At 74.5% G+C, this 13,955-nt stretch carries 8 protein-coding genes; all 8 read right to left on the bottom strand.

Annotated features, from left to right (window positions below):
• Positions 1-18: 18 nt before the first annotated feature.
• The gene (locus tag ABH935_RS42745; protein WP_370383713.1) at positions 19-3,174 is read right to left on the bottom strand and encodes a hypothetical protein; all 3,156 of its coding nucleotides are present in this window, start codon (positions 3,172-3,174) and stop codon (positions 19-21) included.
• 189 nt (positions 3,175-3,363) lie between these two features.
• On the bottom strand, positions 3,364-4,038 hold the full coding sequence (locus tag ABH935_RS42750; RefSeq protein ID WP_370383714.1) for a hypothetical protein: 675 nt from the start codon (positions 4,036-4,038) through the stop codon (positions 3,364-3,366).
• A 3-nt stretch (positions 4,039-4,041) separates the two neighbouring features.
• Complete coding sequence (locus ABH935_RS42755) at positions 4,042-4,332, bottom strand: WXG100 family type VII secretion target (RefSeq protein ID WP_370383715.1); 291 nt, start codon at positions 4,330-4,332, stop codon at positions 4,042-4,044.
• Between the two features lie 32 nt (positions 4,333-4,364).
• The gene (locus ABH935_RS42760) at positions 4,365-4,694 is read right to left on the bottom strand and encodes a WXG100 family type VII secretion target (protein WP_370383717.1); all 330 of its coding nucleotides are present in this window, start codon (positions 4,692-4,694) and stop codon (positions 4,365-4,367) included.
• A 140-nt stretch (positions 4,695-4,834) separates the two neighbouring features.
• Positions 4,835-5,764, bottom strand: coding sequence for a DUF6065 family protein (locus ABH935_RS42765; RefSeq protein WP_370383718.1), 930 nt, complete (start codon positions 5,762-5,764; stop codon positions 4,835-4,837).
• Positions 5,764-9,126: a right-handed parallel beta-helix repeat-containing protein gene (locus ABH935_RS42770; protein WP_370383719.1), complete on the bottom strand. Its 3,363-nt coding sequence runs from the start codon at positions 9,124-9,126 to the stop codon at positions 5,764-5,766. The genes ABH935_RS42765 and ABH935_RS42770 overlap by 1 nt, the downstream gene beginning before the upstream one ends.
• 49 nt (positions 9,127-9,175) lie before the next feature.
• Positions 9,176-12,553 carry a hypothetical protein gene (locus ABH935_RS42775; RefSeq protein WP_370383720.1) on the bottom strand — a complete coding sequence of 1,126 codons (3,378 nt, stop codon included), beginning with the start codon at positions 12,551-12,553 and terminating at the stop codon, positions 9,176-9,178.
• Positions 12,553-13,950 carry a type VII secretion protein EccB gene (gene eccB / locus ABH935_RS42780; protein WP_370383721.1) on the bottom strand — a complete coding sequence of 466 codons (1,398 nt, stop codon included), beginning with the start codon at positions 13,948-13,950 and terminating at the stop codon, positions 12,553-12,555. The genes ABH935_RS42775 and eccB overlap by 1 nt, the downstream gene beginning before the upstream one ends.
• Between the last annotated feature and the right edge of the window lie 5 nt (positions 13,951-13,955).

Genomic DNA, 13,955 nt, shown 5'->3' on the forward strand with positions numbered 1-13,955 from the left:
CTTTTCCGTCCCGGCCACTCACTCCAGCGCGCCGAAGTCGTCCGCCCGGGTGCCCCAGGTCGACGAGTCCTGAGTCAGGAGCTTCGCGGCGGCGGTGCCGATCTCCTCCTCCGATTCCTCCTCGTCGTCCTCGACGAGCTCGTCCTCGGGATCCGGCGGGGCGGGCGGGACATAGCCGGGCGGGAAGCGACCGGACCGCAGATCGGGATTACCGCGGACCGCGGTGACCGGCCCCGCGCCGGCGGTCCGGCGCCAGGTGGCCATGCCCGGCCCGTCGTCGGGCGGGGGCACCGCGCCGTCCGGCGGGGCGACCGCCGGTTCGTCGTCGAGCCAGGCCTCGTGCTCGGAGGAGACGATGCGGGCGTCGATCTCCCGGTCGTCGGGCTCGGCCCGGCGCAGGCCGCTGAGCCCGAGCAGGGCGGAGGCCGCCGCGCCGCCGATCTCCCAGGCGCTCTGGTCCTCGCCGCCGGCGCTCTGGCCGAGGACGGGGACCGCGTCGAGGGCCGGGGCGGACTGGAGCACGGGCACGACCGCCGGCTCGGCCGCGGCCTCGGGTACGCCCGCGGACTCGTGCTCGTGCTCGTGCTCGTCGTCGGTCTCGCGCCCACGCTCGGGATCGGTCTTCGAACGGGGCGCCGATTCCGTGAGTCCCGGACCCCCGGCGGCGACGCCCTCGACCGAACCCGCCTCACCGGCGACCGACTCGGGGGCGTCGCCGGACCACGGCTCCTGGACCCCGCCGAGCAGGCCGGAGGCATCCGGACGCTCGGCATTCGAACCCTGCGAACCCGCGCCTTGCGAGCCCATCGGCGGCATCATCGGCATTCCGCCGGGGCCGGAAGGTGCGAGCGCCTCCGCTGCCAGGGCCTCCTCCTGCGCCAGCGGCATACCGTCGGCGCCCAGAGCGACCGGGGTCGCCGGCGCGACCGGCTCGGCCAGCCCCGGACCGCCCTCGACGGCGCCGAGGGGCGAACCGACCTCGCCGGCGACCGCGGGCGGCGCCTCGGCCGTCCACGGCTCCTTGATCCCGCCGAGCAGGCCCGAGGCGTCCGGACGCTCGGAAGAACCCTGATCACGCTGCGCACCGCCGCCCATCGGCGGCGCCATCGGCATCCCGCCGGGACCAGAGGACGCCAACGGCTCGGACAGCGGAGGCTCGGACAGCGGAGTCTCAGCCAACGGCCGGCCGTCGGCGCCCAGAGCGACCGGGGTCCGCTCGCCGACCGTCTCGGCCAAGCCCGGACCACCGCCGACGGCGCCGCGAGACGAACCGATCTCGCCGGCCAGCTGAGGCGGAGCCTCCGCGGTCCACGGGTCCTTGATCCCGCCGAGCAGACCCGCGGCATCCGGACGCTCGGAAGAACCCTGATCACGCTGCGCACCGCCACCCATCGGCGGCGCCATCGGCATCCCGCCGCCCAGCCCCGAACCGGCCGGGCCGCCGGGCAGGGACTCGTTCCCGGGCAGCCCGGACTCGTTCGGGAACCCGTTCGGCAGGCCCGACTCGTTCGGCAGCCCGTTGGCGCCGCCGGTGGCACCCTTCAGCCCCAGTCCACCCGCGGGCGCCCCGGTGAACGAACCGGGTTCGCCCACGGTGCCGGGCGGCGTGGAGCCCTGCCACGGCGTCTTCACCCCGCCGAGCAGGCCGGAAGCATCAGAACGCTCAAGGTGGTTGTTGGGCTGCGACCCGCCCATGCCCGGCTGTGGCGTCATCGGGAAGCCCGCGGGATCGTGCTGTGCGGTCTCCAACGGCAGGTTGGAGCTCCCCCCGAGCGGGTCCGGGACCGACAGGTTCCGGGGCAGCCCGCTCGTCTCGGTCGGGGGCAGTCCCGTCCCGAGCGGGTTGTTCGCACCTCCGGGCAGCCCGCTCGACCCGGGCGGGTTCGAGAGCGAGAGGTCCTTGGGCAGCGTGGTGCCCGCCGGTCCCTTGTCCTTCGAGTTCCCCGGGTTCAACGCCTGGTCCATGACCGGGTTCAACACCCCGGGGTCGTGCACGCCGGGCGGGTTGCCGACTGGCGCGTTGTCCGGGTTGGTGGCCTTTTTGTTGGTGATCGGCAGGGGCAGGGGCACGGCGTCGGGGCCGGATCCCGTCGAGGGCGGCGGCACGACGTGAGCCGATCCCGGCCCGGTGCTCCCGGGACCGGTGCCGGTGCCCGGCGGCGGGGCGACCGACGCCGGGGGCGGCACCGCCCCGGACGTCGAGCCCGGTGGCGGCACGCTCGCAGGCGGCGGCACCAACGCGTTGTCCGGGGGCGGCACCACGGACTTCACGTTCGGCGGAGGCACGCTCCCGGGCGGAGGAACGCTCGCTGGAGGCGGCACGCTCGCAGGCGGAGGCACCGTCCCCGGCGGGGGAACGGGCGGAGGCGGCGCGACCGGCGGCGGGGGCGCGACCGGCGGAGGCGGCGCGACCGGCGGCGGGGGAGCCACCGGCGGAGGCGGCGCGACGGGCGGGGGCGGAGGCACCTCCGGCGGCGGCGGAACAGGCGGCGGGGGCGGCACCGGAGGCGGATTCCCGCCCGCGCCGGTGGGATTGTTGACCGCCGGCGGCGCCTTCACGCCGTCGATCGTCACCTGGTAGTCGCTGACCAGGGTGTTCAGGACCCCGCGCATGTCGTTGGTCATCATCGTGACCAGCTCGGGCTTCTCGTGGATCATCACCAGCCCGTTGACGACCGAGGCCGGCGGGGTCATGTTCAGCGCGGCGTTCGCGTAGTAGGAGTCGATCGACGAGATCTGCGACTGCGCCCAGGCCAGGTAGTTGCCGTTGTTCACGAGCTGGTTCGGGATCGAGTCCGCCCCGGTCGGCCCGCCGGCCAGGTTCTCGGCGACCGCCAGCACCTGGTTGGAGAACGTCGTCATCGCGGTCAGGAACGCGTCGGCCGCGGCCCCGTTCCACGGGCCGTCCTTCCCGGCCAGCGCGTTCGCCTGGTCCATGATGCTCTGGCCGACCATCTGGAGCGTCGTCTGGACGGTGTAGAAGCCGTACCCGGCGTCGATCAGCGTCTGCGGGTCGGCTATGCCACGGGCGCGGGACTGGGCCCCGGTGTCGCCTGGCGGCAGCTCGGAGCCGCCGTTGATGGCCGCCTCGATCTGGTGCCAGTCCCAGCCGGCGTAGTCGTTCTTGCTCCCGTGGTTAGTGGGGTCGCCGTACACCCCGGAGTTGTCGCCCATGCCCGTCCGTTCCTCGCTGGATGTCCGGTCCGGCCCCGACGGTCTGGAGCGCTGTGGCCGTCGTCACGATGAACCGGTCGCCGATGTCACTGGTACCGCTGAACCGCTGAACCGCTGAACGCCACGGACCCGGCCGCGGCACGCCAGGTGTGTCCCTCGGCGTGCCCGGGCCGGGCCTGTGGACGGCGCTCAGCTGCCGCCGGGCGGACCACCCGTTCCGCCGGCGTCGGTGACCACTCCGCCGAAGTAGCCCTGGGCGCCGTTGAGCGCCTTCGAGACGTCCCCGGCCGTTCCGTTGTTGGCGTCCTCCGTGGTCTTGTACTTGCCGCTCAGCGAGACGATGGCGTCGTGCAGGCTCAACAGGCCGTTGCCGAGGTCGGTGACCACGCTGTGGTACTTCGCCTGGATGCCGGCGTCGCCGTTGTCGCCGCTGATGTTCTGCCGGACCAGGTCGGCGTGGTAGAAGGCCCCCGGCTGCACGGGGGTCATCCCCTTCAGCGTCTTGATCAGGCCGTTGACCGGGTCCTGCAGCGACTTGACGTTGGTGGCGAACAGATCCAGCGACGGCGTGTCCACCGAGGTGTTACCGTCGGTCCCCTTGCCTCCGGGGATCTTCGGCCCGGTGGGGCCGGGGTCCTTCGGCAGCGGCTTGGTGTTCGGCCGGTTGGCGTCGCCGGGATTCCACTGCAGGGCCGGCGGATTGAGCCCGGGCGGCGGATCGCACTGGTCCCACGAGTAGTAGCCGGCGCCGTCTCCGTAGCCCGCGTTGTACGTGTTCGAATACCATGTCTTGCTGGTGTAGTCGTACAGATACTGGCCGTCGGGTGACGTCCAGTTCATGTCGCTGGTCGGATCGTCGCTCACGGGTCACTGCTCCCAGAGGCCGAGTCCCTGGTACTCGGCGTTGGCGTAGGCGTCGTTGATGCTGCCCAGCGAGTTCATGGCGTTCTGCGCCTGCACGGCCATGTCGGCCGCCTTCGCGTCCCAGACGGCCTTGGCGGCGTAGTACGCCTGCTGCGAGTCGGACGTCCACTCCGCGAGGTGCTGCTTCGAGCCGTCGTCGAGATCGGTCAGCAGCCGCTGGATGTGCCCGGCGATGATGCCCATCTGAGCGGCGACCTCTTGGACGTTGCTCATGTTGACGGTGTACGTGGCCATGGATCAGAACCTTTCGACGTCGGACCGGGGGCTCACAGGCCCTGCAGGCCGGCCAGGCCGCCCTTGAAGGCGCCGGCCATCTCGTTGGACTGCTCGTGCGTGTTGGTGTAGACGCCGGTGTGCGACGAGAGCTTCTCGCACATCGCCGCGAGCTGGCTCCGCACGACGCCCAGGTCGTCCAGGTAGGCGGTGAGGGCCGTGCCGAAGGTGGAAGCCGCCTCTCCGGTCCAGTTCGCCGCCAGAGTGCCCTGCTCCTCGGACATGTCCGAGTACGCCGTGTTGACCTGGTCCAGGGCGTTCTGGAAGTCCTGCTGAGCGCCGATCATTCCCTGGACGTCGACGGCAGTGTTCGGAGTAGCCACGTGGCCTCCTTCCTGAGGGGGACGCGGCTCGACAGCCGCCTTGCCTTCATGGTCCGGTCCGCGCCCGGGCGGTGACCACGGATTCGGGGCAGCGGTGCCCGACTCACCATGGACCGCTGCCCCAGCGGTCACCCCAGCCGTCAGCCCGGCAGCGGCTCGGGCGGACGTCCGCAGCGGGTCGGCTCCGATTCCGGAGCGGAGGCGTCCGCACCGCCGGGGTTCTCGTCCACGAACTCACGCAGCCGCAGCCTGCGCTGATGCTCGGGAAAGCGCTCGACGCCCGGCGCGACTCCGGTCATGTAGTCGCGCTGCCACCGCGGCGCGTCCGGATCCGCGCCCGGGGTCTCCCGGCGGGTGAGGAAGTCGAAGCGGCTGTCGTACCAGGCCCGGTATTCCTCCTGCTCGGGCATGCTGGCGAGCGGGGCGCGCACGGGCTCGAACCGCTCCAGGTCGCCCCGGCGCTGCGGGACGATCATGGCGAACGGCTCCCCGGCGCGGAACTCGACGTCGGCGCCGACCCGGGTGATCTTCCAGTTCATGGTGAACGAGGCGACCGCCCAGTCGGTCTCGACCACGCCCTCCAGCGGCCACGCGCCGTCCTTGGGCAGGTTCGCCGGTCCCCGGACCAGCAGGTTCCAGCCCGGCGGGGTGCGGAAGAGCACAGGGACCCGCCAGGTCACGACGCCGTAGCCGAAGTGGCTCGACGCGGTGTGGTGCCGGGCGATCCCGTCGTACTCCAGACGCAGGCTGGACGCCCCGTCGCCGCCGTCCCAGCGGGCGACGAAGGTCTCCTGGTTGAGCAGCCACCAGCCGGCCTGGTTCGCGATCAGCAGCGGAAGGCAGCGGTTGGCGAAGCGTTCGTTGGTCGCGTCCATCCATTCCCGGCGGATCGGGGCCGCTTCGATGTCCACGTGGTTACGCGAGACCCGGTAGGCGACCAGGGGCAGGGGGCCGTCGTCGGCGGTCGGGGCGGCGGCTGCGGCTTTGGCTGTGGCCGTGGCCGTATCTGTGGCCGTATCCGTGGCTGTGTCAGTGGCGGCGTCAGTGGCCGCGTCGGCCGGCCGCCCCATCAGGACACCAACTCCCGCTCGTGCTCAGCGCGCGCGAACGGCAGGTCGTCGGCCGCCAGCCGCACGTCCTCGGGGTCCAGGACGGGCGAGCGGGCCAGGTCCCCGACCCGGTCGGCCAGCGCGAACGCGACGCGCACCCCGGTGTCGGCCGGTGCCCCGGTGAAGCAGTCCACCAGGGCACTCATCCCGGCGTCGCCGATCTGGAACCCGCGCCGGGCCAGCCGGCGGCCGGACAGCAGGGCGAGGTCCGCCGCCGAGTAGTCGGCCAGGACCAGCGACTCGGCGAAGCAGTCGAGCAGGTCGGCACGGCCGCGCAGCAGGTCCGCGGCGTGCGGCGGCTGGACGGCGAGGACGACGGCGACCTCGGGATGGTCGGCGACGGCCTGCGTCACGGCTTCCAGCACCGCGTCGCGGGCCTCGGGGGCCGACGCCGCGAAGGCGTCGTCGAGCCGCAGCAGCAGCACTCCCCCGGCGGCCTCGGCGAAGACGGACCGCGCGTAGAAGGCGGGTTGTCCCTGCCACCGGGCCGGAAAAGCGCTGAGCGCGATCTCGTGCACGGCGCGGGACCGGATCAGGCCGAGGTCGGCCAGGCAGCGGGCGTAGATCTCGGCGACCGCACCGCGGCCGGAGCCCGCGCGGCCTTCCAGCACCAGATTGGCCAGGCCCGTGGTCGGCTGTCCGCCGTCGCGCAGCCGGACCAGCCCGGTCAGCCGGGCCCGGAGGGCCTCGCGCACCTGGTCGAGCCCGGCCAGCGCGGCGAGCAGACGCATGCCGGGGGTGTCGTCGAAGCTGTCGCGGCGCCCGGCGTCCCCGGCGCCGGCGGCCGGGGCGCCGATGTCCTCGGGGGTGAACCGGCTCAGGTCCGAGTCGTGGGAGTCGGGGTGCGAGGCCAGCCGGGTGGCCTGGTTGCCGACCATCTCCTCGAAGACCTTGCGGGCGACGCGGCCGTTGCCGAAGGTGGGGCCCTTGGGCACCTGTTCGAAGTAGCGGGTGAGCGCGGCGACCGTGTCGTCGCCGAGGTCGTAGCGGTGCGCGGCGCACATGCCCCGCAGGATCGTGACGAGCTCGACGACGCTGTAGTTCGGGAACTCGATCGTGCGCGAGAAGCGGGAGGCCATGCCGGGGTTGGAGCTCAGGAACTGGTCCATGTGCTCGGAGTACCCGGCCGCGATCACCACGAGTTCGTTGCGGTGGTCCTCCATCATCTTCATCAGCGTCTCGACCGCCTCGCGGCCGAAGTCCGGGCCCGCGCCCTTGGACTGGTTGGTCAGGGTGTAGGCCTCGTCGATGAACAGCACGCCGCCGAGCGCCTTGTTCACCACCTCGGTGGTCTTGATCGCGGTCGCGCCGACGTACTGGGCGACCAGGTCGGCGCGGGCGACCTCGATCATGTGGCCCTTCGGCAGCACGCCGAGCTCGGCCAGCACCGCGCCGTAGATGCGGGCGACCGTGGTCTTGCCGGTACCGGGAGGGCCGGCGAAGACCAGGTGGCGGCTCATCGGCGGCATGGGCAGGCCCATCTCCTCGCGCCGCTGCGCCATCCTGATCAGGTCGATCAGACCGTTGACCTCCTGCTTGACGTTGGTCAGACCGACCAGGGCCTCAAGGTCGGCCAACGGGCCGGTGCCGATGTGCCGGGCCCGGCCGCCGGCGGGCACGTCGGAGGGCGCGCCGCGGTCGTCCCCGCCGTCGCGGTCGTCCGGGTCGCGCCGGTCGTCCCGGTCGCGCCCGGAGCCTTCGTCGGCGTGGCCTGACTCGCCCCGGCCGGCGCCGTCGGTGCCACCCGGGCCACCCGGGCCGCCCGTACCGCCCAAGCCGCCCGGCCGGATCCGCGGGCTCCGGCGTTCCCCGGCCTCGGTGCGCCGCGGCGGCTCCCCGTTGTCGCGGATCTCGCAGTCCAGCAGGTCGACCGCGCCGTCGGCGGCGTGCACGCCGTCGCCGGCGTTGCCGACGACGCGGCAGCCGTGCAGCTCGGCGCGGCCGCCGTCGTGGACGTCCAGGCCGTGGCCCTTGGCCCCGTGCACGCGGCACCTGGTGGCGGTGAGCACCGCGCCGTTCTGGAGCGTCACAGCCGCGGCCGGTGCTTCGGCGAACTCTGTGTCGTCGGCGGTGATGGTGGCCTCGGCTGCGGTGGCGCCGCAGGAACGCAGCGCGCACGACTCCAACCGGACCCCGGCGCCGTCGGCGACGGCCAGGCCGTTGCCGTCCGCGGCGTGGATCTCGACCCGGCCGAGCTCGGCGGTCGCGCCCCCGGAGGCCTCGACGCCGGTGCGGCCGGTCCGCAGCGCGCCGCCGCGGATCTGGACCACGGCACCGGCCTGCACGGTGACCCCGGCACCGTCGGAAACGACGGTGAGCTCCTCGAACTGAGCGGTGGCCGCGCCGGCGGCCAGCACCGCGGTCTGGCTCGCGTCCCGGACGTCCACCGCGATGAACAGGGCGTCGCTGCCGCCGTCGGCCACGACGCCGACCGGGGAGCCGCTGATCCGCCACCGCTCGAAGCGGGGCCTGGCCTGCCCGGTGACGTGGATCGCGCCGCGGGCGGCGTCGGCGACGACGCAGTCGGTCAGCACCGGCGCGGAGCCCTCGGCGACGTGGACGGCCTGGCCCGCGGACCCGGTGAACCGGCAGCCGGTCACCTCCACCTCGCCGCGCGTGGCGACGTAGAGGTCGAGCACGTCGCCGCCGCTCACGGTCACCCCGGCCAGGCGGGCGCCGGCCGAGTGCTCGACGGCCAGCGCGGGCTTGGCGCACCCGGTGACCTCGCAGTCCTCGACGACGACCCGGCCGTGGCCGTTGGCGACGATCCCGTTCCCGGCCGGGCGGGTGATCGTGCAGCCCTGCACCGTCAGGCGGCCGCTCTCGGCGACCACGATCGCCGAGGACCCGACGTCCTCGATCACCGTGCGCTCGACCACGTTGGCGCCGCCGGAGGTCACCACGATCCCGGCACCGGTGCGGTTGGCTATGCGGCAGCCGCGCACGGCGAGCGTCCCGGCGGCGTGCGCCAGCACCGCGGTCCACGCCGTGCCGCCGACCTCGCAGTCGTCCAGGGCGGCCTCGCCGCGGCGCACCTCGACGGCCGGGGCCTGCTCGCTGGCGCCGACCAGGACCAGGCCGGAGAGCTGGACGGCGTCGGCGTCGACGATCAGGGTGCTGCCCTCGGGGCCGCCCTCCAGCCGGACACTGCCCGGGGCCTGCTCGGCGGCCAGGGTGACGACGCGATCCAGGACGACGCGCTCGGGGTAGGTGCCCGGGGCGATCGAGACGAGGGCGCCGTCGCGGGCCTGGCGCAGCGCGCCGGCGATGGTCGGATAGGCGTCGGGCCGGTCGGGGGCGACCACGAGTATCTGGCGGGTCATGAGGCCGTGCCTCCTGGTGCGGCGGCCGGAGGCCGGTTGGCGTGATCTCTCAAGAGGCTTTCCCCTCCCATTGCGCGGCAGGACCCGGCGGATCCGCGGCACCTGCCCGCCGCCCGCCGCGCTCGGTCGAGGCGGCGCCGGCGGTCGGGGCCGCGGCTGGGTTCGGGGCTGTGTTCGTGTTCGGGTTCGTGTTCGGGTTCGTGTTCGGGGCTGTGTTCGTGTTCGGGTTCGGGTTCGGCGCCGGGACGGCCGGCACGATGAGCCCGGGCGGACTGCCGTACCTTCCGGACAGGGGCTCGGGCAGCTCCTCGGACGGCTCCTCCGAACGCCACCGCTCCCCCGCCTCGGTCAGGCCGTCGAGCGCGACCTCGTCGAGCGGCACCCGGCCCGGGTCCACCCGGCCGTCGGCCCCGACCTCGGAGGCGGACAGCTCCCGCAGCAGCACCCGGGCGCCGTCCCCGGTCGCCACGCTCAGCACCTTGAAACTGGTCCCGGGCAGGAAGACCACCTGGTCGCCCCGCTCGGGCGCGACCAGCTGGGTGCGCCGCGCGGTCATCGACCAGATCAGGACGTCGACGCTGCCGGGCAGCCGGAACCGGCCGCTGGTCAGGCCCGGCGCGAAGCCCCACTCGGTGACCAGCCTGCGCTCGCCGTACCAGCGCAGCTCCCGCTCCGTCAGCGTGCTGCGGACCAGCACCGGGCCGCGATGCGACGGCAGGCGGCGCAGCCCGGAGGCGATGCACCGGGCCAGCGGCACATGCGGCCCGCCGGCCGCGGAGCGCACCAGGTCGTCGAACCGGCGGGTGTGGCCGGACAGGTAAAGCTGGACCGCGACCAGGTCGACCAGGACGTCGGCGGTCGGCGCGCCGCCCGCGCGCAGTCCGGGGAACTCGGACAGGACGCGCACGACCGAGCCGACAGTGGCGTCGTACTGCTCGGCGAGGTTGCGCCGAAGCCATTGGCGTTCGAGGTCGAGGGACCGGGAGGGCGGCACCGCGGTGGTCTCGGGACTGGGGACCGGTTGGACGCGGGCGCCGGCGGGGCTGAGGCCGGGCGCGGCGCGATCGCGGCCCGGGGCCGCTGTGGTGGTCGGAGCGAGACCGGCGGAGCTGGGACCGGGTGCGCCGGGCATCCGCCGGGGCTGCGGTGATTGCGGCGACTGCGGCGACTGCGGCGACTGCGGCGACTGCGGCGACTGCGGCGACTGCGGCAAGGACGGCGGTCGAAGCGGGTCGGTGTCAGCGGCGCGCATGGTCGCGGCGGCTTGGTTCGGGGTGATGGTGTGGCCGGGGGCGAGCGCGGCCGAGGACCCGGCGGCGGCGGACTTCGGGGCAGTGGACTTCGGGGCAGAGGACGGAGCCGCCGGAACCGGTGCGGATGCCGGTGTGGGGGCCGAGGGTGGCGACGCCGTGGTGGCGGGCGCGCCCGTGCTCGCGCGGACCTGAGGCTGCGTGGAAGCCACGGGCAGTGCGAAGTCGAGCGTGGGTGAGCCGCTTTCCAGGCTGAAGCGGCCGACCGGCGGCGGGGTGGAGGCCGGGAGCACGGAGGCCGGCTCTGGCACCGCCGCGACTTCGACCTCGGCGACAACCGGCTCGATCTCGGGGGCGGGTACCGGCTCGGCCTCAGCGGGTGCCACCGACTCGGCGACGAGGTCCACTACTGCTTCGGCAGCCCCCTCAGCGACAAGGGTCGGCTCGGTCGTCGCTCCTGCTACGCCGGCCGGAACCGGCTCGGCAACCGCCGCGACTTCAACCTCGGCGACAATCGCCTCGGCAACCCCCTGGGCAACCCCCACGACCGCGGCCGCCGGAACCGGCCCGGCAGTCGCTCCGGCAACGCCGGCCAGAACCGGCCCGGCAACCGCCGCGACGTCAACCTCGGCGACAATCGCCTCGGCAACCCCCTCGACCGCGGCCGCCGGAACCGACTCGGTCGTCGCTCCGGCAACGCCAGCCGGAACCGGCCCGGCAACCGCCGCGACTTCGGCCTCGGCGACAATCGGCTCGCAGACCGCGCCCGCCGCCTCGTCAACCGAAGCGATCCCGGCCACCGCGGCGCCGGACTCCCACTCCGGAACCAGCTCGCTGCCCGTCAGACCGAGCGCGGCCGTCACCGCCGCCGTCTCCGTCACCGCGGTCGCCGCCGTGGAGGGCAGCACCTCGGCGATATCGCGCACTTCCGCTTCCAGCCGCGGCAGCGCCTCGTCCGCCAGCTGGCGCATCCGCTCGGTGACCGCCGCGGATTCCTGTGCGGCGTGGAACACCCGGGTCCGGTCCGGCTCGGCCGGTGCGGCCCGGACCGCGGCGCCGTCGGCCGGCCGCCCCGGGGGCCGCATCCAGAGCCCGCTGCGGGTCACCTCCAGCACCGCGTCCGGCGCGTACTCGTACACCCCCGACGCCACCTCGGCCAGTCCCGCGATCGGGGCGCGGTAGCCCACCGGCCCGGGGTCGCCCGCCGTCCCGTTCGCGGCCCGCGGCAGGTAACGCAGGTCCCAGACATACGGCCGCCAGCGCATCGCGCCGTTCGGCAGCAGGACGCGGACCCGCGACCCGCCCGATCCCGACGGGGCCAGGACCGGTACGCCGGTCGCCGCCACCACCGCCGTGGCGAACATGTCCGCCAGCGCCTGGCCGAACGACCCGGCCGGCGGGCTCGCCGACTCCGTCTCCGGGTCCCAGGTCCCGTCCGTCTGGTCCGTCGCACCGAACTCGGCGAAGCGCACCGCCAGCCGGGTCCGCTCGTCGAGCTGGTGCCAGAACTCCGCCACGGCCGCGAGCGGCACCGACGCGGGCCCGGGATGGCCGACGACCACCCGCGGGTACCCCGGGTCCGTCTGCAGCCCGCCGGTCAGCCACTTGCGCAGCGAGTCGGCGGCCTGCGGTGCTCCGGGCCCGGTGATCCACGCGCCCGCGGGCAGGGGCTCCACGCGGACCCCGCCGCCGAGGTCGCGGGGCTCGGCGAACGGCCGGCCCTCCCAGGCCGGGGTCGGCAGCCGGCGCGAGTGGGCGACCGGGACCCGGCCCGGCTCGAAGCGCGTCCACCCGGCGCCGGCCCCGGCCGGGACGAACCAGCCCTCGGCGACCTCGACGGCGGCGCCGTCCGGGGCCACCACGACCCGTCCGAGCAGGTGCGAGAGCCACTCCCCCAGGCCCGCGGCGGACGAGGCGGGCCGGCCGACCGGGACCAGCCGCAGCTCGCCGGGCCGCTCGGCCAGGCACGCCGCGACGGTGTTCCGCTCGTGGACGGCCGCTTCCGGCGGCAGGTCCAGGAAGACGAGCGTGGGCTCGTGCCGCGCGGCGAGGTCCTCGCAGCGTTCGAGCACCTGCGGATCGGGGCCCGCCGCCGGGTGCAGGAGCACCGCGCCGCCCAGGTCGGTCCAGGCTATCGACGGCGACCCGCCGCGGCGCCGCGCGCTCAGGGCACGCATCACGAGGCCGCCTTCTTGGACGCCGCGACGCTCAGCGAAGGACCGGCCGGCAGCAGGCCCAGGATCGCGTCGGGCACGACGTGCCCCGTGACCCCGGTGTAGCCGAGGGACCCGAGCGCGTCGGTGCCCAGGATCTCGAACCGCTTCCCCGCGTCGGTGATCAGGAAGACCCGGGGGGAGCCGGTCTGCGGCACCGCCGACGCCGTCTCGGCCAGCAGCCCCGCGCCGGCCGGGACCACCACCCGCGCGTCCGCCGGCAGGAGCCGGTCGGCCTCGGTCACCACCGAGATCTGCGCGCCGGGTCCGGCGCTCGGCTGGAGCACGCACAGCCGCACGCCGTCGGCCGCGTACGGGGTCGAAGACAGCAGGTCCGGCAGGCGCCGCAGCAGCGACTGGTCGGGCGAGGCCGGCACGGCGGCGATGTCGGCGGGCCCGACCTGGGCCGGCTGACGGTATCCGGGCACGGTGGCGAACAGCGCCGCCTCGGTGCGGGTGATCGGTGCCAGACCGTCTTTCTGCATGACGTAGAACTGTGAGACACCCGCCGCCGTCGTCTGGAACAGCTGGCCGACGCGCGCCGGCTGTCCGGCGACCTTCGGTGCGCCCGCGCCGGCAGCCGGGATCGTCGCGGGGCGGAGCGGGTCGCCGGTGGCGAACGCGGCGAGCCAGATCGGATCGGCCGGAATCGGGGCCCGGTCGCCGAGCCCGAGGGCGGCCAGGACGGAGGTGTTGGGCACCTGGAACTTCTCAGTGCCCCAGAGCACGTACTCACCGGAGATGCCCGAGACGCTTGAGCCGCCCGAGTTGTTCGAGCCGCCCGAGTTGTTCGACGCCGGCTGCGAGGCCGGCGCGACGGCCTCGACCAGGATCGGCTGCCGCGGCACCGGGTCGGTCCGCCCCGCCGGGGCCAGGTCGACCACGGTCCCGCCGGCAGAGGCCGACCCCAGGCACAGCGCCCACGCCCCGTTCAGCAGCCCGGTCGGCGCCGGCAGCCGCTCCGGCGCCCCGGCGATGCCGATCTGCGCCCCGACCGGCAGCGCGGCCAGCGTCTTGTGGGCGACCACGCTCACCGGCTTGCCGCTCCCGGCCAGCCGCGCCGAGGCGTAGTTCGCGGTCGGCCACAAGACCCCCGCGAGCAGCACGTAGCGGGTCCCCGTGTCCTTGTCCACGATGATCGAGCCCGGCGAGCGCCACGAGTTGTCGGGCGCCGGGGAGATCAGGCCGAAGACCACGGCGCCGCCGGACAGCAGGAGCGCGAAGACCACGCCGAGCACGACGCCCAGGTTGGCGCGCCGCATCGGCTGCTCCCCGGTCCCCGGGTCGCCCGCGGTCAGCGCGTGGACCAGCCGGCCGGTCGCGAACTGGTAGGCCTGGATGTGATCGCGTCGGGTCTGCATGTCAC

The sequence above is a fragment of the Catenulispora sp. GAS73 genome (assembly GCF_041262085.1).
Classification (GTDB): domain Bacteria; phylum Actinomycetota; class Actinomycetes; order Streptomycetales; family Catenulisporaceae; genus Catenulispora.

Coding starts and splice junctions, on each gene's coding strand:
- ABH935_RS42745 (WP_370383713.1), bottom strand. CDS start 3,174: ATGGGCGACAACTCCGGGGTGTACGGCGACCCCACTAACCACGGGAGC.
- ABH935_RS42755 (WP_370383715.1), bottom strand. CDS start 4,332: ATGGCCACGTACACCGTCAACATGAGCAACGTCCAAGAGGTCGCCGCT.
- ABH935_RS42765 (WP_370383718.1), bottom strand. CDS start 5,764: ATGGGGCGGCCGGCCGACGCGGCCACTGACGCCGCCACTGACACAGCC.
- ABH935_RS42770 (WP_370383719.1), bottom strand. CDS start 9,126: ATGACCCGCCAGATACTCGTGGTCGCCCCCGACCGGCCCGACGCCTAT.
- ABH935_RS42775 (WP_370383720.1), bottom strand. CDS start 12,553: ATGCGTGCCCTGAGCGCGCGGCGCCGCGGCGGGTCGCCGTCGATAGCC.
- eccB (WP_370383721.1), bottom strand. CDS start 13,950: ATGCAGACCCGACGCGATCACATCCAGGCCTACCAGTTCGCGACCGGC.